This is a genomic window from Pseudomonas sp. FBCC-B1565, assembly GCF_059133265.1.
In genome coordinates, this window is the sequence record NZ_CP101438.1 from 1,180,137 (window position 1) to 1,204,830 (window position 24,694).

15 protein-coding genes and 2 pseudogenes are annotated in these 24,694 nt (G+C 60.3%); 10 read left to right on the forward strand and 7 right to left on the reverse strand.

The genetic code is table 11. The features are described from left to right. Positions 1-247 precede the first annotated feature (247 nt). The 4 genes from NL123_RS05635 to NL123_RS05650 all read right to left on the reverse strand — a co-directional run bounded on the left by NL123_RS05635 (position 248) and on the right by NL123_RS05650 (position 7,605). Entirely contained in the window at positions 248-4,093 is a 3,846-nt protein-coding gene (locus NL123_RS05635) for a dermonecrotic toxin domain-containing protein (protein WP_494357379.1), read from the reverse strand. A gap of 406 nt (positions 4,094-4,499) precedes the next feature. Then, complete coding sequence (locus NL123_RS05640; RefSeq protein WP_494357380.1) at positions 4,500-5,321, reverse strand: peptidoglycan DD-metalloendopeptidase family protein; 822 nt, start codon at positions 5,319-5,321, stop codon at positions 4,500-4,502. Between the two features lie 3 nt (positions 5,322-5,324). After that, positions 5,325-6,704 carry an exodeoxyribonuclease VII large subunit gene (xseA, locus tag NL123_RS05645; protein ID WP_494357381.1) on the reverse strand — a complete coding sequence of 460 codons (1,380 nt, stop codon included), beginning with the start codon at positions 6,702-6,704 and terminating at the stop codon, positions 5,325-5,327. 10 nt (positions 6,705-6,714) lie between these two features. After that, positions 6,715-7,605, reverse strand: a complete 891-nt coding sequence (locus NL123_RS05650) for a LysR family transcriptional regulator (protein ID WP_494357382.1) — start codon at positions 7,603-7,605, stop codon at positions 6,715-6,717. Between the two features lie 99 nt (positions 7,606-7,704). Between NL123_RS05650 and NL123_RS05655 the strand changes: the two genes are divergently transcribed. From NL123_RS05655 to guaA, 4 genes are all read left to right on the forward strand, one after another. Continuing rightward, the gene (locus tag NL123_RS05655) at positions 7,705-8,472 is read left to right on the forward strand and encodes a sulfite exporter TauE/SafE family protein (protein ID WP_494357383.1); all 768 of its coding nucleotides are present in this window, start codon (positions 7,705-7,707) and stop codon (positions 8,470-8,472) included. A 75-nt stretch (positions 8,473-8,547) separates the two neighbouring features. Next, complete coding sequence (locus NL123_RS05660; RefSeq protein WP_021492272.1) at positions 8,548-9,096, forward strand: hypothetical protein; 549 nt, start codon at positions 8,548-8,550, stop codon at positions 9,094-9,096. Positions 9,097-9,258: 162 nt separating this feature from the next. Next, on the forward strand, positions 9,259-10,728 hold the full coding sequence (guaB, locus tag NL123_RS05665) for an IMP dehydrogenase (protein WP_010207937.1): 1,470 nt from the start codon (positions 9,259-9,261) through the stop codon (positions 10,726-10,728). Positions 10,729-10,808: 80 nt separating this feature from the next. Further along, positions 10,809-12,386, forward strand: coding sequence for a glutamine-hydrolyzing GMP synthase (gene guaA, locus NL123_RS05670; RefSeq protein ID WP_248484182.1), 1,578 nt, complete (start codon positions 10,809-10,811; stop codon positions 12,384-12,386). Between the two features lie 64 nt (positions 12,387-12,450). Here guaA and NL123_RS05675 read toward each other — a convergent pair whose 3' ends face one another. Continuing rightward, positions 12,451-14,739, reverse strand: coding sequence for an autotransporter family protein (locus tag NL123_RS05675; protein ID WP_494357384.1), 2,289 nt, complete (start codon positions 14,737-14,739; stop codon positions 12,451-12,453). Positions 14,740-15,029: 290 nt separating this feature from the next. Continuing rightward, the gene (locus NL123_RS05680; protein WP_248488258.1) at positions 15,030-15,893 is read right to left on the reverse strand and encodes an alpha/beta hydrolase; all 864 of its coding nucleotides are present in this window, start codon (positions 15,891-15,893) and stop codon (positions 15,030-15,032) included. Between the two features lie 93 nt (positions 15,894-15,986). Between NL123_RS05680 and NL123_RS05685 the strand changes: the two are divergent. Together NL123_RS05685 and NL123_RS05690 are read left to right on the forward strand one after the other, a co-directional pair. Next, positions 15,987-16,142 (forward strand): annotated as a pseudogene (locus tag NL123_RS05685) (transcriptional regulator); the annotation flags it as partial. Continuing rightward, positions 16,126-16,596 (forward strand): annotated as a pseudogene (locus NL123_RS05690) (HipA N-terminal domain-containing protein); the annotation flags it as partial. The pseudogenes NL123_RS05685 and NL123_RS05690, both read left to right, overlap by 17 nt. Positions 16,597-16,672: 76 nt before the next feature. Here NL123_RS05690 and treR read toward each other — a convergent pair. Beyond that, entirely contained in the window at positions 16,673-17,377 is a 705-nt protein-coding gene (gene treR / locus NL123_RS05695) for a trehalose operon repressor (protein ID WP_494357385.1), read from the reverse strand. 238 nt (positions 17,378-17,615) lie between these two features. On the opposite strand from treR, the gene treP reads away from it, so the two are divergent. The 4 genes from treP (at position 17,616) to ptsP (ending at position 24,693) form a co-directional block, all read left to right on the forward strand. Then, entirely contained in the window at positions 17,616-19,058 is a 1,443-nt protein-coding gene (gene treP, locus NL123_RS05700; RefSeq protein ID WP_494357386.1) for a PTS system trehalose-specific EIIBC component, read from the forward strand. Between the two features lie 133 nt (positions 19,059-19,191). Then, on the forward strand, positions 19,192-20,838 hold the full coding sequence (gene treC, locus NL123_RS05705; RefSeq protein WP_494357387.1) for an alpha,alpha-phosphotrehalase: 1,647 nt from the start codon (positions 19,192-19,194) through the stop codon (positions 20,836-20,838). 69 nt (positions 20,839-20,907) lie between these two features. Beyond that, positions 20,908-22,128 (forward strand): maltoporin, encoded by a 1,221-nt coding sequence (locus NL123_RS05710; protein ID WP_248484170.1) that lies wholly within the window; start codon positions 20,908-20,910, stop codon positions 22,126-22,128. A gap of 48 nt (positions 22,129-22,176) precedes the next feature. Further along, on the forward strand, positions 22,177-24,693 hold the full coding sequence (gene ptsP / locus NL123_RS05715) for a phosphoenolpyruvate--protein phosphotransferase (RefSeq protein WP_494357388.1): 2,517 nt from the start codon (positions 22,177-22,179) through the stop codon (positions 24,691-24,693). The last annotated feature ends 1 nt before the right edge of the window (position 24,694 follow it).

The window sequence follows — 24,694 nt, forward strand, 5'->3', positions numbered from 1 at the left end:
AGGCTGCGGTGCTGGCGGAGCTGAATGAGGGTGTGAGAGGTTTTCATGGGCTCAACCCTAACCGCCAGCGAATGGGATGGCAAGTTGCAAAAAAAAATTGAGATAATTTTCGTTTTTTGATTGTTTTTCGAAATTAATGATTTGTTTTTTTAGAATTGTTAGTGATTTATTGCTGCTTGTTTTTGCTGGTGCGCAATTAATAATCACGCCGCGTTGAGGCGGCGTGACCGAGGTTTATAGGGCGTGTCTAGTTCGTCAACGCATCCACGTTGTAATCGACATGAATATCGCCGTATGGCTCAGGGACGTTGGTACCGCGCTGCAACTTCAGTGACGGTGGCGGTGTGTGCGGTGGCTGGCTGACCAGGCTTGAGCTGCCTTTTAGCGAAGGCGTTACAGACAGGCCGATACCGTTGGTCAATTCAGCGATGCCTGGGACGCCCAGTTCGGTATTCATATGAAATTTCCCGACGATGGCCACGAACTTTTCGCCGGGCGGGGTGCGTTCGATGATTTTTGCAGCATGATAGTTGAATTCTCTAAGACGGTTCTGCTGGCCCAGCGCATGTTTGTACATATGCATGGGATCGTCGGTACGCCATGTCAATTGCTGGTGCTCTAGCCCGACGACTTTTATCCCATGTTTGTCTGCTTCTTTGATGATATCCGTAAGCGTAGGGCCGCTCTTGTAGTCCAAGTTGTAAGGATGCTGGCCAAAGTAGGCCGCATCGGAGGTGCGCAGCGCTGCGTCGGAAATGTTGGGAGAACCCTGCAGGAATGGCGCGCCCTCAACGTACAGAGTGGTGACGCCGTTATTTTTGAAGTTCTGCATCTGATCAATGACCAACTGATACGCCGCAGGCTCATCATGCATTTCACCCAGCACAAGCCCCCGTACACCGTTTTGGGTCAGGCTGTTTTGTATGGCCGAATCCGGTGTACTGTTGATCGCCATCACGGGTAGCGTAGGTCGTGTCGGCATGCCGCCTGTTGCCAGGGCGTCGTAGAAACTATTCATATCGCGCCGGAACCAGCGTCTGACTTGCCCGGTAGTAACTGCGCTCCCATCAATATCATAGGCTGCTCTGCCGGAGAGTATCCGGTCCATGTAGGTGACGTCTTCGGGTGGCAAATGTCTGCCCCGATGACGCCCGGCCCCGACCAGATTGTTGATTTGCCACTCGCCATTTCCTGTGGACACTAGAAACGCCACGGCCCTGTTTGACCTGTTTGTCGTGGGCGGCAAATGGGGATTGACGACAGTGACCTGTCCATCCCGGGCATGAAAGTTCGACTCTATCTGGTAAACCCTTTGCTCTCCCGTGCCGTCCGTGAAGCGCACGTAAAAGTCGTCGCCCACCCTATAAGTACTGCCTGGGCCTAATACGGCGCCCTGTATCACGTCATTCGGCACGGCATAGGCGCTCAGGTCACGGTTTACATTCGTGATGGTGGGCTGTTCGATTCGGGCGACAATACCTCTACTGGTCGATGGCGTGGCCGGTGGCGGGCCGTCGGGCGCCGGTAGCGCCCTGGGTGTTGGGCGCGGTGCGGGCTCAATGGCGCGCAAGGGCGCCTTGGCAACCGGGCGCAGCGGCGAGGTCCGAACCACGGGCATACCTGCCCCTGCCGTGGCAAAGTCAGCATAAATTGCCCGGCCAAGTGCCGGGTTCCTGATCAGTTTGGGCAAGACTCTGGCGTTGGCACGCAGCGCCGTCACCCCGGCTTTACCCAGACGTACGCCCATCGAGGCGCCTTTGCCCACGACGGGCAACAGATCGAGGAAGATCAGCGCCACATCCACACCGAATTGCGCTTTGTTGGCCCTTGACTGCGTTGCCACTTCAGCGCTGCTGACGGATTGGTGGTCGGCCCTGTCGGTCAGCAATTGGACATGTTGCTTGTACAGCGCATCCAGGCTGTTGCCGGTCATGGGGGTGAGGGTGGATGTGTCGCCTGTCAGTTTGAGGGCTTTGACGAAGGTCTCGATGGCTGCGGCGGGGTTCCTCGCCATATCTAACTTGTGTTTGTCGAGGGTCTGTTTCGCTTGGGCGACGTCATCTTTGCTGACCGGCGACTTGCGGTTCGCGGTGTACAGCTTCCACTCGTTTTTTTCCAGCAGGGTGTTGAGTGCCTGTTGGCTGGCGACTTCGCGAAACGTGATGCCGTCGGGTGCATTCGGCGTGTATAGCACCCGCTCCGGATCTTTACTGTTGCCGATCACCATCACGCCTTGAACCGGCAGGCCACGTTGGACGAGGGCGTGGGTCTCGATGGTTTCGCCATCGACTTGCGGGCGGTTGGCCGGGTCGGGGTGATCCAGTACGGCCGCGACCCATTGCGCCCCGCGCTTGCTGGTCTTGTCCTCCTTGGCTTCGGCTTTATAGGCATCGGGGTTGAGTTCTGCGAGAAATGCCTCTTTGGCCATCAGGTCAGCCTGGCTGGCTTTCCATGCGTCACGCCGCTGTCCTGCCAGGCCCGCCACGGCGTCTGTGGCCAGTTCTTTTTTCAGCAGAGCGGTGTATTCACCCCCGACATCGGCGGCGTTGACCAGGGGCTTGAGTTGGTCGGTGTCCAGTACAACAGGCTTGCCATCGGCGTCGAGCACCGGTTTGCCCTGTTTGTCGCTCAGAGGCAGTTTGAAGGTGGTTTGGGTGAACGTGGCCGTTTCACCGGCGGGGAACTCGGTGGGGTTTTTCAGGGCCAGGTCGGTGAGCGATACCTGTTTGTTTTTTTCGAAAGGCGTATGGCTGCTGGTTTTTCGACCGTTGTTGACGTGAGTCCTGGTGCGGACCTGAACCATCAGTTGATCGGCATTCACCTCGGCATTCGGGTACTGCTTTTTAATCGCTTCGTTCATCCGATCACGAGCGAAAGTGGGCAGGGCCGGAATAGTTTCAAGCAGCGGCACCAGCGCATCGGCGCTTTTTTCTTGCGCTTGCTCCAGATGGGCGAAGAGGGCTTCTTGGGCGGGGCTCAGGTTTTTCAGCCACTCGGGTTGCAGCTTATCCGCCAATGCTTGATTACGTGCCTGCAAGGCATTGGTGCCTTCGAGCAGATACGACCAGTCGGCAGCGTCATCGATGGCCGTGGCTGACAGCGGGGCTTTGAGCTGGCTCGCTTCGACTTCTGCCTGCTGGCGCTTGAACATCCAGGGGACGCCTTCGGCCAGTACATCGCCATCCAGCGGTGCGACGCTGAGCATCAGGTCTTCCCCGTTGGGTGGTTCGGGGCGGTTTTGCAACGATAGGGGCAGGGTTTGCAGCAGCAGGTCGGCGTTGACGCCTCCCTCGTCAAGCCGTTTTGCCAAGGCCTGGCGCGCCTGGGCCGGCGTGGCAAACTCCTCGAAACCTTCGCCTGGGGTGTACAGCACGACCGGGCCATGGGCGTCGTTGAGCGCCAAGGATTTTCCTTTGGGCCAGGTGGGTGGTGAGGCAAAGGACCCATCGGTCTGTGTGATCAGAAAGGTGCCCGCCAGCAGTGCGCCGCGCTCGGTGCCGTCGTCGAGCGTGAGCGGATACACACCTGGGCGCGCGCCATCGGCGAAGGCTTTTTCCCGCTCGGCCAGGGTGGGGTATTGCAGTGCGTTGTCGATCAGCGTCTTGCTGGCCGGGCTTAGAGTGCCGTCTGCTGCGCGCAGTGCGGCGAGGGTCGATAGTTGTTGTTTGTGCAAGGCCAGCAGGTGGTCCTGGGGCGTCTGCGGTGGTGTCGAGCCTGGGCGAGGTGTCGTCCAGAATGCCTGCAGCGTTGCGGGGTACTGCGTGACGATCGCTCTGGCGATGGATTGCAAGGAGCCTGAGGTAATGGCTGGCGTGGCACTGTCATCGGGAGTTTGTCGGTTGATGAACTCCGTGCGGATGTTGCGCTCAGCCGATCTCAGCCGATTCGGATTGGCCTGGATCTCTTGCATCATTCGGGCGAGGGCGGTCATCAAGGGCTCGGAAGAGGCCAGTGTTTCGTTATCGCCGTCTCTGCGGTAACGGTTGAGCGAGAGCGTTTCGGCGTTGAGCGGCCTGACGTCTGGAAACGCTTTTTCCAGTTCGCTTTGCAGGAATGCCTTGAAGGTGGGTTGCTGATTGTGTAGGCGTTGCATCTCGAGGGTGAGGCTGTCGTGTTGATCCAGAAAGGCCTGCTGGTCACTGACGTTAAAGTGCTTTGCAAGTGGGCTAGGTGTGGCTGGGGGGATGCCTGATGAGCTGGGGAGGGGGGGGAAGTCTGGCGCGAAGGTCAGGTGGGCAGTGGGAGAGCTGGAAGTAGGTGGGCGGTTGTCGGTTGCGGGCGGAGTGGTCTGACGTAGCGTGGTGGTCTGCCGAGAAGCAACTGACATAAGGGCTTGCGCGGTAGCAAACATAGGGAGTGTCTCACAGGGTAGGTTGAGTGTCGTTTACGCTCCTTGTAAGTCGTCGAATGGGTGGGTGTTCAGCATGGTTTGGTTCCTGTTGCATCGGTAAGAAAAGCTCCGGCGACGGCACCGAATGGTGCCGGCCGATGCCCGGGGTTCAGGGTTGAAATGCGCCGATAAAGATCGCTGGATCAACGCGCGCATCATTCAGGCTGATATTCCAATGCATATGTGGCCCGGTCGCACGGCCAGTCGAACCGACCTTGCCCACCACCGCGCCGCGCGTGAGTTGATCGCCCACTTTTACATCGATTTTCGACATGTGGCAGAACATGCTGATAAAGCCCTGGCCGTGGTCGACGAACACCGTGTTGCCGTTGAAGAAGTAGTTGCCCACCAGGATCACCTTGCCGTTGGCTGGCGTCTTGATCGGCGTACCGGCCGGCACCGCAAAGTCCAGGCCCGAATGAGGATTGCGTTCTTCACCGTTGAAGAAACGCCGCACACCGAACTTGCTCGACAGCGGCCCGTTCACCGGTTTGTCCAGCACCAGGTTGCTCGGCAGGTTAGGGCTGAAACTGCGGTAGGCCTTGAGCTGCACCGCCAATTCGCCTTCGATGCGTTTGAGCTGCGCCGGGTCAGGGTTTACCTGGCTTTTGTTTTTCAGGGTGATGCGTTGTTCCGGGTACTTTTTGTAGCCGACGATAAACGGCAGGTTGCGTCCGCCGCTGCTGATGCGCTCATTGCCAGGCTTGACCGTCAACGGAATACCGACAATCGCCAGCCAGGTGTCCGCTTCTTTCACCACCAGTACCGGCTTGCCCAGGTACGTGGCTTTGGGTGCGGCAGCGGAAGGGCCAAGTTCGACCACGGCAACCCCGCCAGGCACGGGCTTGTTGAGGGTTCGGGTAATGTAGCTGTCGGCCTGTGCGTTAAAGGCAAGGCACAGCAGCATCAACACACTAAAGAGACGTGGCATCAATCAATCCAATAACGAAAGGGTGACGGGTGTCAGGTGGTTGTCTTCCACCCGCACCTGCAATTGGCCCTCACCGAGGCGCGCGGTCAGGCGCTGGCCGGTGTGGGTCTGCGCGGCATTGCGAATGGCCTGGCCGCGCTCATCCAAGAGGATGCTGTAGCCACGACCCAGGGTCGCCAGCGGGCTGACCACGTGCAGCGTCTGCATCTGGCTTTGCAGTTGCAGGCGCCGTGCCTTGAGGCCTTCGCGCATGGCGCGGGGCAGGCGTTCGGCGAGACTGTCCAGGCGTTGGCGCAACAGGGCCAACTGGCGGCCCGGGTGCTGGCCGGCAAGGCGCGTTTCAAGGCGGATCAGGCGTTCACGGCGGGTATTGAGGCTGCGCTCGAAGGCACGGCGCAAGCGCATGTCCAGGTCGTCCAGACGCTGGGCTTGCTGGCGCAGACGTTCACCGGGGTGACGCAGGCGTCGGGCCATGCCTTCCAGGCGCAGGCGGTCGTGGCTCAGGCGGTTGCGCATCAGCAGCACCAGGCGGCGGTGCAGGTTTTCAACCTGGCGCACCAGGTGGCTGGCGTCTGGCGCGAGCAATTCGGCTGCGGCGGAAGGGGTGGGGGCGCGCACGTCCGCCACGAAGTCGCTGATCGACACATCGGTCTCGTGGCCGACGGCGCTGACGATTGGCGTGACGCAGGCGTCCACCGCACGGGCCACGGCTTCTTCGTTGAAACACCAGAGGTCTTCCAGCGAGCCGCCGCCACGGGCCAGGATCAGCGCATCGAAGCCACGGGCATCGGCGAGTTTCAGCGCGCGCACAATCTGCGGGATCGCTTCGCGGCCTTGCACGGCGGTGGGGATCAGGGTCAGTTCAATGTTGGGCGCACGGCGACGGAACACACTGATGATGTCGCGGATCACCGCGCCTGTCGGCGAGCTGATAATGCCGATGCGTCGAGGATGCGCCGGCAGCGGCACTTTGCGTTCGGCACTGAACAGGCCTTCGGCGCTGAGCTTTTCCTTCAGCGCATCGAACGCCAGGCGCAACGCCCCATCACCGGCCGGCTCCACCGTATCGAGGATCAATTGGTAATCACCCCGGCCCTCGAACAGCGAGACCTTGCCGCGCACTTTCACCGCCAGGCCATCCTTCAGCGCCTGGCGCACCCGCGCAGCGTTGTTGCGAAACAACGCGCAACGCACCTGAGCGCCGCTGTCCTTGAGGGTGAAATACACATGGCCGGAGGCCGGGCGGGCGAGGTTGGAGATCTCGCCTTCGACCCAGATATTGGTGAACACGTCTTCCAGCAACACCCGCGCACGGCCGTTGAGCTGGCTGACAGTCAGGACTTCGCGGTCCAGGCCTAAACCAGCAAAAGGATCTTTAATCATGGGCGGCAGTTTATAGGCATTCGTGCAAGGTTTGACAGAACTGCTCCACCAGCGCGCTCGGCGCCTGTGCGCAGGCCAGGGCCACGGTGCTGAGGCAGTCCGGCTCGGCCAGGGGTAAAAAGTGCACGTTGGCGGGGGCGATGTCCTGCATGGATTTTGGTAACAAGGCAATACCGAAGCCGGCCTGGATCAGTTGCAACTGGGTGGTCTTGCGCGACATCACTCGCGCGGCCTTGGGGAAAAATCCGGCACGCATGCATAGCTCGGCTGATAGATAACTCAGGCCGCCGCGCTGGGGGTGGGGTATTGAAATAAACGCTTCGTCCTTCAATTGCCCTAGCTCGATGGGCGCATGACTACGCGCTAACGCATGGTTGGGCGGTACGGCCAGCAGCAGTTGCTCGCTATACAACGGCATCACCCGAACCCCCTCGCGCTGGCGCAGCACTGGCAAGCGCAGCACGCCGACCTCAAGGCGACCGTCGGCGATTTCTTCCAACTGCGCTTCGGAGGACAGTTTGACGATGTCCATCGACACCCCAGGGCAGCGTTCCAGCCAAGCGCTGATGCCCTGCAGCAAAGGGCCGCTCATCGGCACAGTGCTCGAATGGCTCAGGCGCAGCGTACCCAGTTCGCCATTGCCCACTTGTGTCGCCATTTGGCTGGCCTTGAGCAGTTCACTCAGCAGGTTGCGGGCTCGCGGATAGAAGGCTTCGCCCGCCGCCGTAAGCCTCGGTTGGCGTGCGGTGCGTTCGAACAGCGGGGTTTGCAGCTGGGTTTCCAGCTCCTTGATCTGTCGGCTCAAGGCTGACTGCGCCACAAACAGGCGTTCGGCGGCGGCACTGAAGCTGCCGCAGTCGGCGATTTCGACGAAGTAACGCAGTTGGCGGGTTGATATCACGCGTCATGCCTTTTCGAGATAGGTGGCGGGCTTTGAAGATATTAGTCGCATCTCTCACCGATGGCTAAAGTGATGATCATCTCGTACAAGGAATACCCCATGAGCCCGGTTGAGCTGATGAGTCAGTGGTCGTTTGGTGGTGTGGATTGGCTGGTGATCGGCGTGGGTGTGGTGGTGGCCTACATCGTGTTTGGCATCGCGGGATTCGGTACCGCATTGGTGGCGGGGCCGCTGCTGATCCTGTTCATGCCGCTGTCGAAGATCATCCCGCTGCTGGTGCTGCTGGATTTTGTCGCGGCATTTGGCAACCTGCTGCAATCGCGGCGCGAGGTGAACAAGCCGGAGTTGCTGCGATTGCTGCCGTGCATGGCGGTTGGCTGCACACTCGGCGTGGTGTTTTTGCTCAACTTGCATTCGGACCTGCTGCTGTTGTTGATGGGCCTGTTTATCAGCGCCTACGCGCTCTACAGCCTGGCGGTGAAGGCGCGGCCGACGCAACTGGCGGCGGGGTGGTCGATACCGATGGGCACGGTGGGTGGGTTGTTTGGGGCGCTGTTCGGCAGTGGTGGCTTCTTATATGCGATCTACCTCAACAGTCGCCTGTCCAAAGACGCGGCGCGCGCCACCCAGAGTGCGTTGATCAGTTGCAGCACAGTGGTGCGCCTCAGTCTGTTCCTGATCGCCGGGGTGTATGCTGATTTACCGTTGTTGATGTTGGCACTGTGCCTGTTGCCGGCGATGGCGTTGGGGCTGTGGTGTGGGCGCAGGTTGACGATGCGCATGTCGCGTGAGGCGTTTGTGCGGCTGGTGACCTGGCTGGTGCTGGCCAGCGGTATTGCATTGATCGGGCGGTATTTGAGTACTTGACCTGTTCTTTTCAGGGATTAAGCTGCCTGCCTTCAGGGCCTCTTCGGGGGCAAGTGGCCACACCGCAGGACTCCCATGAATTCCCAAAGCATCCTTGTCCCGAAAATCTCCACCTTGCCCGTCCACGAACCCCGTGCCCGGGCGATCGTGCGCTGGCTGGTGCGCAAGAACATCATCAAGGAAGAGCTGACCACCTGTGGCCGCACCGGCAACCGCATGGGCTACGCCCTGGCCGATGGCGCCCGTGCCGTGGTGCTTTACCCCGAGGCACTGCCGTTCAACGAGCCGATCAATGGCCTGGAGATCATCTACAAGCGCTGCATCTACACGCCGGCCAAGGGCTTTCTCGAAGAAGCCGGTTGCCCGGAATGCCGCAAGGAAGTCGGCGAAGCGCTGTTCGAAAGCCTGGAAGACTGGATGCCCGGCCACACCGACAATTTCACCTGCCCGCTGTGTGGGCATGAAGACGACATCAACGGGTTCCTGTTCCTGCAGGAATGCGGGTTTTCCAACCTGGGATTCATCTTCAACAACTGGGCGGAAGCGGGGTTCAAGCAGAGTTTTATCGACGAATTCGCCGATTGGCTGGACCAGAAGATGAGTTGGGTCAAAGTCGAGTTGTAACCCTCCTGATCCGATCGTTCCCACGCGGAGCGTGGGAACGATCGGGACAGTTAAATTACCCATCTATCAGTATTACCAAGTTTGTCAGAGTTTTACATTGAGCCCGACAGGGTGCATGTATATAATGGCGCGCTTCCATTTTCCCGCTCGGGAGCCCCCGCGATGCTGCGTATCAGCCAAGAAGCTCTGACATTCGACGACATTCTCCTAGTGCCCGGTTATTCCGAGGTGCTTCCTAACGAAGTCAGTCTCAAGACCCGCCTAACCCGTGGCATCGAGCTGAATATTCCCCTGGTTTCCGCTGCCATGGACACCGTCACCGAAGCCCGTCTGGCCATCGCCATGGCTCAGGAAGGCGGCATCGGCATCATCCACAAGAACATGACCATCGAGCAGCAAGCTGCCGAAGTGCGCAAGGTCAAGCGTTACGAAGCCGGTGTGGTGAAAGATCCGATCACCATCGAAGCCGACGCCACCGTGCGTGACCTGTTCGACCTGACCCGCCTGCACAACATCTCCGGCGTTCCGGTACTGCACGATGGCGACCTGGTCGGCATCGTCACTTCCCGTGACGTGCGTTTCGAGAACCGTCTTGAAGTCACCGTCCGCGAAGTGATGACGCCCAAAGAGCGTCTGGTCACTGTCAAGGAAGGCGCCGACAAGAACGATGTGCGCGAACTGCTGCACAAGCACCGCATCGAGCGCGTGCTGATCGTCGACGACAAATTCGCCCTCAAAGGCATGATGACCGTCAACGATATCGAAAAAGCCAAGGCTTACCCACTGGCCAGCAAGGATGACCAAGGTCGTCTGCGCGTTGGCGCTGCGGTCGGCACCGGTAAAGACACCGGCGACCGCGTTTCGGCGCTGGTCGCTGCCGGTGTGGACGTAGTGGTGGTCGACACTGCCCACGGCCACTCCAAAGGCGTGATCGACCGCGTGCGTTGGGTCAAACAGAACTTCCCTGAAGTGCAAGTGATCGGCGGCAACATCGCCACCGGCGCTGCCGCCAAGGCCTTGGCTGAAGCGGGCGCCGATGCGGTCAAGGTCGGTATCGGCCCTGGCTCGATCTGCACCACGCGTATCGTCGCCGGTGTGGGCGTGCCGCAAATCAGCGCCATCGCCAACGTTGCTGCTGCCCTTGAAGGCACCGGCGTACCGTTGATCGCCGACGGCGGCATCCGTTTCTCCGGTGACCTGTCCAAGGCCATCGTGGCCGGTGCTTCCTGCGTGATGATGGGCTCGATGTTCGCCGGTACCGAAGAAGCGCCAGGCGAGATCGAACTGTTCCAGGGCCGTTCCTACAAGGCTTACCGCGGCATGGGTTCGCTGGGCGCCATGTCCCAGGCGCAAGGCTCTTCGGACCGTTACTTCCAGGACTCCTCGGCAGGCGCCGAGAAGCTCGTCCCGGAAGGCATCGAAGGCCGTGTGCCGTACAAAGGCACCCTGAGCGCGATCATCCATCAACTGATGGGCGGCCTGCGTTCCTCGATGGGTTACACCGGCAGCGCCGACATCGAAGAAATGCGTACCAAGCCTGAGTTCGTACGGATCACCGGCGCCGGCATGGCTGAATCCCATGTCCACGACGTGCAGATCACCAAGGAAGCGCCAAACTACCGCGTAGGTTGAGGCTTCCAGCAAAATGTTAAGTAACCGGGGCTGTTCTTCAGCCCCGAGTTGTTTCTGATTCATTAGACGAGACTGACTTCATGGCCCTCGACATTCACGCCCACCGCATCCTGATCCTCGATTTCGGTTCCCAGTACACCCAGCTGATCGCCCGCCGCGTGCGCGAAATCGGCGTGTACTGCGAACTGCATCCGTTCGACATGGACGACGAAGCGATCCGCGAATTCGCACCGAAAGGCGTCATCCTCGCCGGTGGCCCCGAGTCCGTGCACGAAGCCAACAGCCCGCGTTGCCCGCAAGCCGTGTTCGACCTGGGCGTACCGGTCTTCGGCATCTGCTACGGCATGCAGACCATGGCCGAACAACTGGGCGGCAAGGTCGAAGGTTCCGAGCTGCGTGAATTCGGTTATGCCCGTGTCGATGTGGTCGGCAAGAGCCGCCTGCTGGACGGCATCGAAGACCACGTCGACGCCGACGGCCTGTTCGGCCTCGACGTGTGGATGAGCCACGGTGACAAGGTCACCAAGATGCCGCAGGACTTCCACATCCTGGCCAGCACCCCGAGCTGCCCGATCGCCGGTATGTTCAGCGATGAGCGTCGTTACTACGGCGTGCAGTTCCACCCGGAAGTGACCCACACCAAGCAAGGCGGGCGCATCCTGTCGCGCTTCATCCTCGACATCTGCGAGTGTGAAGCGCTGTGGACTCCGTCGAAAATCGCTGAAGACGCCATCGCCCAGGTGCGCGCCCAGGTCGGCACCGACAACGTATTGCTTGGCCTGTCCGGCGGCGTTGACTCCTCCGTGGTAGCTGCCCTGTTGCACAAAGCCATCGGCGACCAACTGACCTGCGTGTTCGTCGACAACGGCCTGCTGCGCCTGCACGAAGGCGAGCAGGTGATGGCCATGTTCGCCGAGAACATGGGCGTCAAAGTGATCCGCGCCAACGCTGAAGATCAGTTCTTGAATAACCTGGCCGGCGAGTCCGACCCGGAGAAGAAGCGCAAGATCATTGGCCGCACCTTCATCGACGTGTTCGATGCCCAGTCCAACAAACTGGACAACATCAAGTACCTCGCCCAGGGCACCATCTACCCCGACGTCATCGAGTCGGCCGGCGCCAAGAGCGGCAAGGCCCACGTGATCAAGTCCCACCACAACGTGGGTGGCCTGCCTGAGGAAATGAACCTCAAGCTGGTCGAACCGCTGCGCGAACTGTTCAAGGACGAAGTCCGCCGTCTGGGCCTGGAACTGGGCCTGCCGTACGACATGGTCTACCGCCACCCATTCCCAGGCCCGGGCCTGGGCGTGCGCATCCTCGGTGAAGTGAAGAAGGAATACGCCGACCTGCTGCGTCGCGCCGACCACATCTTCATCGAAGAACTGCGCAAGGCCGACTGGTACCACAAGGTCAGCCAGGCGTTCGTGGTGTTCCAGCCGGTGAAATCCGTGGGTGTGGTAGGCGATGGCCGTCGCTACGCGTGGGTTGTGGCCCTGCGTGCGGTAGAAACCATCGACTTCATGACCGCCCGCTGGGCACACCTGCCGTACGAACTGCTGGAGACTGTCAGCGGTCGTATCATCAATGAGATCGAAGGCATTTCGCGCGTGACGTATGACGTGTCGAGCAAGCCGCCGGCGACGATTGAGTGGGAGTGATCCCGCAGCGCTGTACGAAAAAACCGGCTTAGGCCGGTTTTTTCATTTCAGACGTAGACGTTGATCAGAAGTCGTAACGCACGTTCGCAGTGAAGGTGTCGGCGTCGAAACCGCTGCTGGTCAGGTAGTTGTACGTCCCGCCCACGCTCCACGCGCCCACGCGGTAGTTGGCGCCCAGTCCCAGCTCGTAGCTGTCGCGCGCAGGTGTTGCGCCTGTGGTGGTGAACGGGGTGCCGCCGAGCACGAAGGTGGAGGTGGTGCCAGCTTTGTCGCCGATGAAATCGTGCCAGGCCATCAGCTTGGCTTCCGGTTCAAAGCTGCCCACACCTACGTCAAAAGCGGCCGCCAGGCGAGCGCCCAGGCCCATTTCGCCGATTTCATAGCGCTGGCTGCCGACGTTGAGGGCGGCTGAGCTGCCTTTTTCACGGTACGAATCAATCGATACGTTGGCATAGCGCGCACCGACCTGTGGTTCCAGCAGCCACTGTTTGTCGAGCTGGAATGTGTAGCCTGCCAGCGCGTTGACGCCGAAAATCTCACTGTCGTAGTCGGCCTTGGCGCGGGTGCCGGCGATGTAGCGTTTGGATTCGTTGTCGTTCCAGCCGTACATCAGTGAGGTGTCGACAAAGAAGTTGTCACGGGCCCAGTTGCCGTACAGGGTCAGTGCATGGCCGTTGACGTCGGTCTTGTTGCCCTGGTCGGTTTTCACGTCGCTGGTCAGGTAGCTGTAAGCCAGGCCCACTGTGGTATCGGCGTTGAGCTTGCCGTCGGCGCCCACGGCGATGCCGTTGGTGTTGGCATCATAGCCGTCGATACCGTTGCGGCTGTCCTGGTTGGCATCGCTGGACAGTGCCTGCAGCCATACGCCTTGTCCGGCCAGCACGTCACCGGAGGACAGGCCGCTACGCGCTTTGCTGGCGCGGCGGTTGAGGGTACTGGCGACCAGGTTCTGGCTGCTGGTGGCTGCGTTGATCGCGCCACGGCTGACGTCCGGGCTCAGGCTTTCGGCCAGTTTGGCCAGTTCTTCGCTGGAGGCGGCGTTGGCAAATTGCTGGAACACCGGGTCGCTTTCGTCCAGCTTGCCCATGAGCGTGTTCTTGAATGGCTTGATGGCGCTCACCGCGTTGCGCGAACCACGGGCGCTCATCAGGTCTTGCGTGATCACCTCATCACTGCGGGTGGCAACCAGTGCTTTCACGTCCTGGCCTTCGATGCCGAAGCTCCTCACCTCAAGCAGCGCCGAGGAGGAAACCACGGACAGGTTCTGCGGGTCTTCCCAGGTGCCAGAGTTGATCAGGGTGTAGCGCGTGCCCTGGGCCGACGTGCGGAAGTCATCGGAGCGCGCCTGCAGTTCGATCTGGCTGCCTGCAGAGAAGAAGGTATTGCCGGTGACTTTCAGGATCGGCGTGTTGGGCAGTGTATTGTTGTCCAGCAGCAGGCGCAGGCGCGCGGTGGCGCTGTCCAGGTCGAGGCCGCCCACAATCGTGGTCTGCGGGCGAAGCAGCGTCAGGCGGCCATCGCCGATATCGACGTAACCGGCGCGGATGGTCGAGCCATCGAACATTGCGTCCCCTCGCACCAGCACACCACTCAGGCCCAGCAGGTCACCCTTGACCTGGCCACCCTCCCAGTAGAAATACGAACGTGGGGCATTGTCGTCCGCCAGAATGGCTGCGCTGCCGCCTTCGATCAGGCCACCTGTCTGCCTGATGGAGAGGGTGTCGGAACCGCCGGAGGTGTCGAGACTGCGAAAGCGGATACCGACCCCGTCTGCGGAGATAGTCCCGCTGTTGTAGATACCACTCGTCATCTGACCCGTAAAGCGTGCGTTCTCGATGTCGATACCCACAGAGTCGATGCCACGTGCGGTGATAGTGCCCGAGTTATTGATGCGCGCCTGGGACGAGGTGATCAGCATGCCTTCGGCATTGGCGCCTGTCACAGTGATGTTGCCGTTGTTGTTCACTTCACCAGCGATCTTTGCCAGATACAGGTCCAGCCCGACGACGGCGTCACCGCTCACCGTAATGTCGCCATTATTTACCAAGTCGCCACCGACGTTGGAATTGAGGGTCATGGCGATACCGGACGGGAAGTCGGTGGGGGTGGCAGCCGTCAGGTTGATTTTGCCCTGGTTGACCAGGTTGCCCGCCAGGGTCACGTTGGTCAGCTCTACACCTGCGTTTTGCGATGTCCCGGTGAAGGTGGCGTTATTGAATACGTCACCGGAGCTGCTGTATGCCCCTGTGCTCAGGTCGTGGTTCAAGTCGGGGGCGGGTACGGCATATGCTGTCGCAGTAGCAGTCGCGACGGACAGCGCCAACAAAGAGCGGCGCAGGTGGGAAATATTCAAGGCAGTATCCTTACAGGGCAGAAACTGACAGGGAACAACCCACGCGTCAGCGTCTGTTTTAGGCATCCCTGCCAGCTTGTCAGTGAATTGCTGATTCAAGCGCGTGGGAATCTACACGATGCCTGTAGGACAATTCATCATAAAAAGGATAAGTGACGAAAAAAATCTAATAAATGCGACGTTACCGTTATTTTTCGCGGTATTACGGGGTAATTGAGCAACAAATGAAACTTTTAGGTGGTGGTTATGGTCGCGCTAGGGGAATGGTATTCAGATGTTTTTAAGCGGACCTATTTTCCCTTGATTTCAGGATTCTCATGCATCAATGGTGTTTTATCCCATCGGCTCCACGTCGCTTCCCACCCCCTGTCATGACTTGCTCCCGGTACATGAACGAATTCGGAGAGGGGCGAGTCAAGCGCCTGTTGATACCTGTCCGCCAAACGACTTGGAACGATCAGGTCTGCTTCGCCGATGAGATGACGCTGGGGCAACAAGGCGAGTTGACTACGATAGTCCAGCGGATCCAGTGAACCGTCGAGTGGCGACAGGCCTTTCATCGTCGCCCACAGGCGTGGACTGAGATTGCCAGCGAGGGTTTGCACCTGGGTAACATCATTGCGCTGTGCCGCTAACAATAATGCGAGCGCGGCACCACCGGAGTACCCGACCAGTTCGAACTCACTGTTGCCGTAGCGCTGTTTTAATTGATCCAGCGCCTGGCTGAGGCGGGTGACCACTTCCTGAGAAAATCGTCGGTGGGTCCAGAGCGCTGATTCGCAGGCTGCGACCATGACGAACTGGCAGGGGCGTGCCAGGTACGCATTCGGTGTCGGATCATTGATCGCCAGCCGTGGTACCAACAGATTGTGCGGGCTCGGATCCAGGCTGGGTTGAGTGGCCGTGGCCCAGGAATGGCCATCGCCTTCCAGGTACACACGCAGGCGAGTGATCTTTTCTGCAGTGTGCGGCGCAAGTATGAAGAGAGGAAAGTGCTCTCCCGGCAGGACCTCCCATTGTCGATGGTGCTCCTCAGCCAGTTGTTGCAGAGCCTCGCGCGGTGATTGGCAGGCGATGAGAAGAGCGCTGAGCATCACCACCCAGACTTTGTATAAGCCGGCCAATGCCCGACGACAGGGAAAGTATCTACTCATCATGTTTTATAACGCGTCATTGGCAATGGAGTCGTCGGCATTAGCGGCCTAGTTCCAGGCTGAATCAAGGCAGCTCCGGCCGCAGGTTTGTACTCGGGGATTGAGAACAATACCATCCCGGAAGTGGGGATTCGCAAGGTCGCAGCCATTCTTGAGGGCTTGGGATATGAGTTGACGGCCATCCCCAAACGTCGGCGCAAGACCCTTGATGAGCTGAAATCGGAGAATATCCATGACCAGTCAACGTGAGCGGCTCTATATCGGCGAAGGCGGCGTGCCTGCGGGAACGCTCGGGCGGGGAGAGGAGAGCCGCCGCGATACGGTTTTCTCATATAACGACACCGTCAGCGAAGAGAATGCCGTCTCCCTGACCATGCCGGTGCGCCTGGAAAGCTACAACTGGGAGTATGGAGTCCATCCTCTGTTCGAGATGCATATCCCCGAGGGACATCTCAAGGACGAACTTGTGCGACGCTTCAGCAAGTCGGTGCGCGGCTTTGACGACTTCGCTTTGCTCGGTATTGTAGGCCCACACCAATTAGGAGGTATCAGCGTTGCCCATGACGCAGATGGTGAGTCACCGCCTGAGGTCAAGCTCTCCGAGCTGTTGGTCTATGACGGGGCCAAAGACCTGTTTGACGACCTTCTGAAAATCTACGCCACCTACTCGGGGGTGTCGGGTGTTCAACCCAAGGTGCTGGTAGGGGAGAAGATGACTGCTGCGTGGACGGCAGGACTGGCCAAGAGTATCGCGGTGCAATGACCTCCCCGACTTGTGCCTACCGCCGCGCAATATCCGAAAAGTAAAACTTATCCAACGTATGCCGCGACTCGGTGTACTCGAACTGCCGCCCGTCCTGCAAAAACGTCTGGTTGCTCACCACGATCACATGGCTCTGACCTTCAAGGTCCAGGTGTGTCTGGTCGTCCTTGCTGCGCGGTAGGGCTTCGATGGTGCGTTGGGCGTAGGCAATTTGCAGTTGCAAGGACTGTTCGATAAACGCGTAGATCGACTGCTCGGCAATCGAGCGGTCCAGGCCGGGGATCACGTCGGCCACGAAGTGGTTGATGTCGAGGATCACCCGTTTGCCGCCGATGCGCCGCACCCGTTTGATGCGGGTGATCAGGGTGCCGGGTTCGGCTTCGATGTGTTGCAGCAGTGAACCTTCCAGCGAGAATTGGGTGAACTCGACTACTTCGGTGCGTACGTCGTCGCCCAGGTCGGCGTGGGTTTCGTGAAAGCTGACGATGCCGCCGAGTTGGAACTCGATCGGGTTGGGCGACAACACGAAGGTGCCCTTGCCGTGGATCTTTTGCGCAAACCCGCGCTCCTGCAACTGCTCGATGGCGCGACGCACGGTACCTCGGCTGGCCTGGTAGCTGTCCATCAATTCGGTTTCGGAGGGAAGGCGCGTGCCGCGTTGCAGGCGTTCAGTCGTGATGCTGGCAAGCAGATCCGTATAGATCTGGTTGTATTTGCTCATGGGGATGGCTCTTTGCCGGGGTTGCGGTCAAGGCAGGAACCTTAGTGGCCCGGCTGGGGTTTGTCCATTAGACCCTTGGATTTATGCGGCGCGCAGCGGTGCGGCGTCCTACAAAAAATAAACAATATGTAACTCGTACAGACGAGTTGTTGCTTTAACTCGTACAGACGAGTACTTTTGCCCTCGGCGTGCTGCCAATGACTGCCCCCAATAAAAAAAACCAAAGTGGAAACCAAGCATGAGCCACGACTATTCGACTATCGCCCGCGAGATTCTCGAGAACCTCGGGGGTAGCGACAACCTTGAGCAAGCTGCCCACTGTGTGACCCGCCTGCGCCTGGCGCTCAAGGACCCGAGCCTGGTCAACAGCAGCGCGCTGAACCAGGTCGATCTGGTCAAGGGTTCGTTCTTCACCGGTGGATTGTTCCAGGTGGTGATCGGCCCCGGCGAAGTGGAGAAGGTCTACGCCGCCCTGCGTGAACAGACCGGCCTCGCCGCCGCGACTATCGCTGACGTGAAGAAGAAGGGCGCCGACAAGACCAACGCCATGCAGCGCCTGGTGCGGGTGTTCTCCGATGTGTTCATGCCGATCCTGCCCGCGTTGATCATCGCCGGCCTGTTGATGGGCGTGAACAACCTGATGGGTGCCAAGGGCATGTTCATCGAGGGCAAGACGCTGCTGGAGGCCTATCCGAATCTGGATGGCCTGTGGAGCCTGATCAACCTGATGGCCAACACCTCGTTCGTGTTCCTGCCGGCCCTGGTGGGCTGGTCGGCGGCGAAGCGCTTTGGCGGCAGCGAAATCCTTGGGATCGTGCTCGGCCTGATGCTGGTGCACCCGGACCTGCTCAACGCCTGGAACTACGGCAAGGCAGTCGCTGGTCTCGACGGCCAGAGCCTGCCGTACTTCGATATTTTCGGTTGGTTCAAGATTGAAAAGGTCGGTTACCAAGGGCAGATCCTGCCGATCCTGATGGCGGCGTATGTGATGAGCGTCATCGAGAAATGGTTGCGCGCACGCGTCCCCAATGCGATTCAGCTGCTCGTCGTGCCCATCACCACCATCGTCGTTACCGGCGTGCTCGCCCTGGCGATCATCGGCCCGGTGACCCGTCACCTCGGCATCCTGATCACCGAAGGCGTGGTCACCCTGTTTGACCTGGCGCCGATGGTCGGCGGGGCGATTTTCGGCCTTCTGTATGCGCCGCTGGTGATCACCGGCATGCACCACATGTTCCTCGCCGTGGACCTGCAACTGATCTCCACCCAGGGCGGCACCTTTATCTGGCCGATGATCGTGATGTCCAACCTGGCCCAGGGCAGCGCCGCGCTCGGTGTGTTCTACATGACCCGCAATGCGCGGGACAAAAGCATGGCCTCGACCTCGGCGATTTCTGCGTATTTCGGCATCACCGAACCGGCAATGTTCGGCGTGAACCTGCGCTTCAAGTTCCCGTTCTATGCCGCGCTGCTCGGCTCGGCGCTGGGCAGTATTTTCCTGTCGCTGAACAAGGTACAGGCGTCGGCCATCGGCGTCGGGGGCTTGCCTGGATTCATTTCGATCATTCCGCAGTACATCCCTAGTTTTGTGATCGGGATGGTGATCGCGATTGTCGTGCCGTTCGTTTTGACCTGTGCGTTGAGCATGAAGATTGTTCGGCCTGGGTACCGCGTCGCCTGAACCGGCGCAATCGGGGGCAAGCCCCCTCCCACATTGGAACGCATTTCAAATGTGGGAGGGGCGGTGCGACGACTCGACTTGCCCCCGATGAGGCCCGAAAGGCCTGCACAAAAATCAACTGAAGGAACCCACCATGCAAGACTGGCAACACTCGGTGATCTACCAGATCTACCCCAAAAGCTTCCACAGCCACGCGGGTAACGCCACCGGTGACCTGCTGGGCATCGTGGACAAACTCGACTACCTCAAATGGCTGGGCGTCGACTGCCTGTGGATCACCCCGTTCCTGCGCTCGCCGCAACGCGACAACGGCTACGACATCAGCGACTACTACGCCATCGACCCCAGCTACGGGACCATGGCCGACTGCGACCTGCTGATCAGCGAAGCGGCCAAGCGCGGCATCAAGCTGATGCTCGACATCGTGGTCAACCACACCTCCATCGAACACGAATGGTTCCAGCAGGCGCGCAGCAGCCTCGACAACCCGTACCGTGACTTCTACATCTGGCGCGACCAGCCGAACAACTGGGAATCCAAGTTCGGCGGCTCGGCCTGGGAATACGAGGCGCAAACCGGCCAGTATTTCCTGCACCTGTTCGACCACACCCAGGCAGACCTGAATTGGGACAACCCCAAGGTGCGTGCCGAAGTGTTCAAGCTGATGCGCTTCTGGCGCGACAAGGGCGTGGGCGGCTTCCGCCTGGACGTGATCAACCTGATCTCCAAGCCCGCCGATTTCCCCGAGGACAGCACGGATGGCCGGCGCTTCTACACCGACGGCCCGAACGTGCACGAATACCTGCAGGAAATGCACCGCGAAGTCTTCGAAGGGCATGACCTGATCAACGTCGGCGAGATGTCCTCCACCAGCCTCGAGCATTGCATTCGCTACTCGAATCCTGCGTCGAAAGAACTGTCGATGACCTTCAACTTTCATCACCTGAAAGTCGATTACCCGAACCTGCAGAAGTGGGTGAAGGCCGACTTCGACTTCCTGCAACTCAAGCAGATCTTCTCTGACTGGCAACTGGGCATGCAGGCCGGTGGTGGCTGGAACGCGCTGTTCTGGTGTAACCACGATCAGCCGCGGGTGGTCTCGCGCTTTGGCAACGACGGCGAGCATCGCGTGGTCTCGGCCAAGATGCTCGCCACCGCGCTGCACTTTCTCCAGGGCACGCCGTATGTGTATCAGGGCGAAGAGTTGGGCATGACCAATCCGGGCTTCGATCGGATCGAGCAGTACCGCGATGTGGAGACTTTGAACATCTTCCGCCTCAAGCGCGATGCGGGGGAATCCGCGGCGTCGAGCATGGCGGCGATCATGCAGAAGTCCCGCGACAACGGCCGTACGCCGATGCAGTGGCATGCCGGGGAAAACGCCGGTTTCAGTACCGGTGAACCCTGGATTGGCATTCCGGCCAACGCCTCCATCATCAACGTCGAAAGCCAGCTGGATGACCCCGAGTCCGTGCTGCATCACTACCGCGCATTGATTGCGTTGCGCCGTCATGAACCGCTGATCCAAGAAGGAGTTTATCGCGAGCTGCTGCAAGGCCACTCGCAAGTCTGGGCGTACCTGCGCGAAGGCCAGGGCGAGCGTCTGCTGGTGCTGAACAACTTCTACGGCACGCCCTGCGAAATCCAACTGCCGGACAACGTGATCAACCAGGCGACCGAGCAACGCCTGCTGATCAGCAACTACCCCGACTGCCCGGTGCGAACGGGCACGGTTGCATTGCGTCCTTACGAATCGTTCGTGCTGCACCTCAAGGACTGAGACCTGTTGTAACCCCGTGTGGGAGCACGGGGCGCTTCAAAAAACATAATAAAAATATCGGAGTGCTTCATGAAAACAACAATAAAGCTGGGCCTCGTTGCGTCTTGCCTGGGCTTGCCGTTCGGCGCTCAAGCCCTGGAATTTGCCGGTTACCTGCGCAGCGGCGCGGGCACTTCCACGGGCAGCGGCCCGCAGCAGTGCTTCCAACTGCCGGGGGCGCAATCCAAGTACCGCCTGGGTAACGAATGCGAGCAATACGCCGAGCTGGAGCTGCGCCAGGACCTGCTCACCCTCGACGACGGCTCGGTGCTCAGCGTCGATGCCATGGCATCGCTCTACAACAAGTACGACCGCGCGCTGAAGTTCCAGGGCGAAGACAACGGCACCGCGCGCATGCCGCAGATGTATGCGCAGTGGTCCAACCTGCCCAGCCTCAATGGCGGTTCACTGTGGGCCGGCCGGCGTTACTACAAACGTAATGACATCCATATCTCCGACTTCTACTACTGGAACCAGAGCGCCACGGGCGGTGGTATCGAGGACGTGCTGATCGGCGACCTCAAGTACAGCTACGCCATTTCTCGTAAGGACAACCTATACCAGAAGGAATACGCGACCCGTCATGACTTCAACGTTGCAGGCTTCAAGACCAACCCCGGCGGGGAGCTGGAGCTGGGCCTTAGCTACATCGAAAAAGCCGGCGGGCGTGACACCAACAGCGGCTGGGCGATCACCGCGCAGCACGTGCAAAAACCTTTCCTGGGCGGCAAGAACAAGTTCGCCTTGCAGTACGGCGAAGGCCCCGGCACCGGCCTGGGTTACACCGGCAATACCTTCCTGGACAACAGCAGCAAAAGTTACCGCGCCGTGGAGTTTTTCGACTGGCAGGTGACCCCGCGTTTCGGTGGGCAGATCGAAGCGGTGTACCAGAAGGATATTCGTCCGGGCAGCCAGGACCAGACCTGGATGTCCCTCGGTGTGCGCCCGGCGTACGCCATCAGCGAGCAGTTCAAACTGGTCACGGAGCTTGGGCATGATCAGGTCGAGGCTACGGGCGGGACGCGCAAGCTGAGCAAATTCACCTTCGCCCCGACCTGGTCGCCCAAAGGCCCGGATTTCTGGGCGCGGCCGGAGGTGCGCTTGTACTACACCTATGCCACCTGGAACGAAGCGGCCAAGCGTGCGGCGAATGAATTGGCGGCGGGGTCGGCGTTGTCCGATACCGGCTCGTATGGCACGGCGCGGCATGGGTCGAACGTTGGTGTGCAGGTTGAGTACTGGTGGAAGTGATCCTTCCTCCGCTCAATATATCTACAGAACAAAACAGCAGGTGAAGTCATGACCACAACGCAACCCCTGGAATTGCTGGCGCCCTTGTCGGGTGTGCTGCTGGCGCTGGACAAGGTGCCCGACCCGGTCTTCTCCAGCCGCCTGATTGGCGATGGCCTGTGCATCGACCCCACGTCGCAGACCCTCTGCGCGCCATTGGCCGGGACGATCAGCAATATCCAGGACAGTGGTCATGCCGTCAGCATTACCGACGACAACGGCGTCCAGGTGCTCATGCACATCGGCATGGACACCGTGAACCTGGCGGGCAAGGGCTTCACCCGGTTGGTGCAGGAAGGCCAGCGGGTGGAGGCCGGGCAGGCGCTGATCGAATTCGATGCCGACTATGTGGCGCTCCATGCGCGCAGTCTGCTGACCTTGATGCTGGTGGTCAGCGGCGAGCCGTTCAGCGTGTTGGCCACTGATTGTGTAGAGGTCGGCCAGCCGCTGTTGCAGTTATCCCCAGGTGAAGCCGTTGACACAGTGGACGAAGAGGAGGGCGACGCACTGTTCTCCAAACCGCTGACTTTGCCCAATGCCAACGGTTTGCACGCCCGCCCGGCGGCGGTGTTCGCCCAGGCCGCGAAGGGCTTCAAGGCGAGCATCTACCTGCACAAGCAAACCCAGAGCGCCAACGCCAAATCACTGGTAGCGATCATGGCGCTGCAAACCGTGCACGGCGATACCTTGCAGGTGAGCGCTGCGGGTGAGGATGCCGAAGTGGCGATCAAGGCGCTGGTGGCCTTGTTGGCTGAAGGTTGTGGCGAGGTAGTGGCGAGCGTTGCCGAGCCGTTGGCAACGCAGTCGTCGGCGACCGTGCTAGGTGGCGTGTGTGCATCGCCGGGGTCGGCGTTTGGCCAGGTGGTTCAAGTGACTGAACCTGAGTTGACCATCACTGAACATGGCACGGGTGAAGCCACTGAGCGTGCTGCTTTGAAGCGTGGCCTGCTGGCTGCCACTGAGGCATTGCAGGCGCTGCGGGACAAGGCTGCTGGCAGTGCCCAGGCCGAGATTTTTCGCGCTCACCAGGAATTGCTCGAAGACCCGACCTTGCTGGAACACGCCCACAGTTTGTTGGCGGAGGGCAAGAGCGCCGCGTTTGCCTGGAACAGTGCCACGCTCGCGACCGTCAAGCTGTTCCAGGGCCTGGGCAATGCGCTGATCGCCGAGCGCGCGGCAGACCTGGCGGACGTCGGCCAGCGCGTACTGAAACTGATCCTGGGCATCCAGGACAGCGCCTGGGACTTGCCGGAGCGCGCGATCCTGATCGCCGAGCAATTGACCCCCTCGCAGACGGCGAGCCTGGATACCCGCAAAGTGCTGGGGTTCGTCACCGTCGGTGGTGGCGCGACCAGCCATGTCGCCATCCTTGCCCGCGCCCTCGGCCTGCCGGCCATTTGCGGTGTTTCAGCCGAGGTTCTGGGGCTGGCCAATGGCAAACAGGTGCTGCTCGACGCCGACAAAGGTGAGCTGCACCTGGAGCCGAACCTGGCCGAAATCGAGCAGTTGGAAACTGCCCGCAAGCAACAGGTGCTGCGCCATCAGCGCGATGTGGCGCAGGCGTCGTTGCCCGCCACCACCCGCGACGGCCATCACGTTGAAGTCACCGCCAACGTGGCCTCCTTGCAGGAAGTTGAGCAATCCCTGACCCTCGGCGGTGAAGGCGTCGGCCTGCTGCGTTCAGAATTTCTCTACCTGGACCGCAACCGTGCGCCAGGCCCCGATGAACAAGCAGCCACCTACACCGCCATCGCCCGTGCCCTGGGCACCGAGCGCAACCTGGTGGTGCGCACCCTGGACGTGGGTGGTGACAAGCCGTTGGCCTATGTGCCGATGGATGCCGAAACCAACCCGTTCCTCGGCCTGCGCGGCATCCGCCTGTGCCTGGAACGTCCTGAGCTGCTGCGCGAACAGTTCCGCGCGATCCTTGCCAGCGCCGGTTTTGCGCGCCTGCACATCATGTTGCCGATGGTCAGCCTGCTGTCGGAGCTGCACCTGGCGCGCAAGATTCTGGAAGAGGAAGCGCTGGCGCTGGGGCTTACCGAGCTGCCGAAGCTGGGCATCATGATTGAAGTACCGTCCGCCGCGCTGATGGCGGATGTGTTCGCGCCCCACGTGGATTTCTTCTCCATCGGCACCAACGACCTGACCCAATACACCCTGGCCATGGACCGCGACCACCCGCGCCTGGCCAGCCAGGCCGACAGCTTCCACCCGGCGGTGCTGCGCCTGATCGCCACCACCGTCAAGGCCGCCCATGCCCATGGCAAGTGGGTAGGGGTGTGCGGTGCGCTGGCCTCCGAAGCGCTGGCCGCGCCGGTGCTGATCGGGCTGGGCGTGGACGAGTTGTCAGTCAGCGTGCCGTTGATCCCCACCATCAAGGCCACCGTGCGCGAACTGGACCTGGCCGACTGCCAGATCATCGCCCGCCAAGTGTTGGGCCTGGAAGAAGCCGCCCAAGTGCGTGAGGCCCTGCGCCAATATCACGCAGCTACCGTTGAAACCTCACCTGTCATGGAGCTTTGAG

What these genes read in the sequence shown, in the direction of transcription:
- NL123_RS05635 (WP_494357379.1), bottom strand. Translation starts at nt 4,093, where the DNA reads ATGCAACGCCTACACAATCAGCAACCCACCTTCAAGGCATTCCTGCAA.
- NL123_RS05640 (WP_494357380.1), bottom strand. Translation starts at nt 5,321, where the DNA reads ATGCCACGTCTCTTTAGTGTGTTGATGCTGCTGTGCCTTGCCTTTAAC.
- xseA (WP_494357381.1), bottom strand. Translation starts at nt 6,704, where the DNA reads ATGATTAAAGATCCTTTTGCTGGTTTAGGCCTGGACCGCGAAGTCCTG.
- NL123_RS05655 (WP_494357383.1), top strand. Translation starts at nt 7,705, where the DNA reads ATGAGCCCGGTTGAGCTGATGAGTCAGTGGTCGTTTGGTGGTGTGGAT.
- NL123_RS05660 (WP_021492272.1), top strand. Translation starts at nt 8,548, where the DNA reads ATGAATTCCCAAAGCATCCTTGTCCCGAAAATCTCCACCTTGCCCGTC.
- guaB (WP_010207937.1), top strand. Translation starts at nt 9,259, where the DNA reads ATGCTGCGTATCAGCCAAGAAGCTCTGACATTCGACGACATTCTCCTA.
- guaA (WP_248484182.1), top strand. Translation starts at nt 10,809, where the DNA reads ATGGCCCTCGACATTCACGCCCACCGCATCCTGATCCTCGATTTCGGT.
- NL123_RS05680 (WP_248488258.1), bottom strand. Translation starts at nt 15,893, where the DNA reads ATGAGTAGATACTTTCCCTGTCGTCGGGCATTGGCCGGCTTATACAAA.
- treR (WP_494357385.1), bottom strand. Translation starts at nt 17,377, where the DNA reads ATGAGCAAATACAACCAGATCTATACGGATCTGCTTGCCAGCATCACG.
- treP (WP_494357386.1), top strand. Translation starts at nt 17,616, where the DNA reads ATGAGCCACGACTATTCGACTATCGCCCGCGAGATTCTCGAGAACCTC.
- treC (WP_494357387.1), top strand. Translation starts at nt 19,192, where the DNA reads ATGCAAGACTGGCAACACTCGGTGATCTACCAGATCTACCCCAAAAGC.
- NL123_RS05710 (WP_248484170.1), top strand. Translation starts at nt 20,908, where the DNA reads ATGAAAACAACAATAAAGCTGGGCCTCGTTGCGTCTTGCCTGGGCTTG.
- ptsP (WP_494357388.1), top strand. Translation starts at nt 22,177, where the DNA reads ATGACCACAACGCAACCCCTGGAATTGCTGGCGCCCTTGTCGGGTGTG.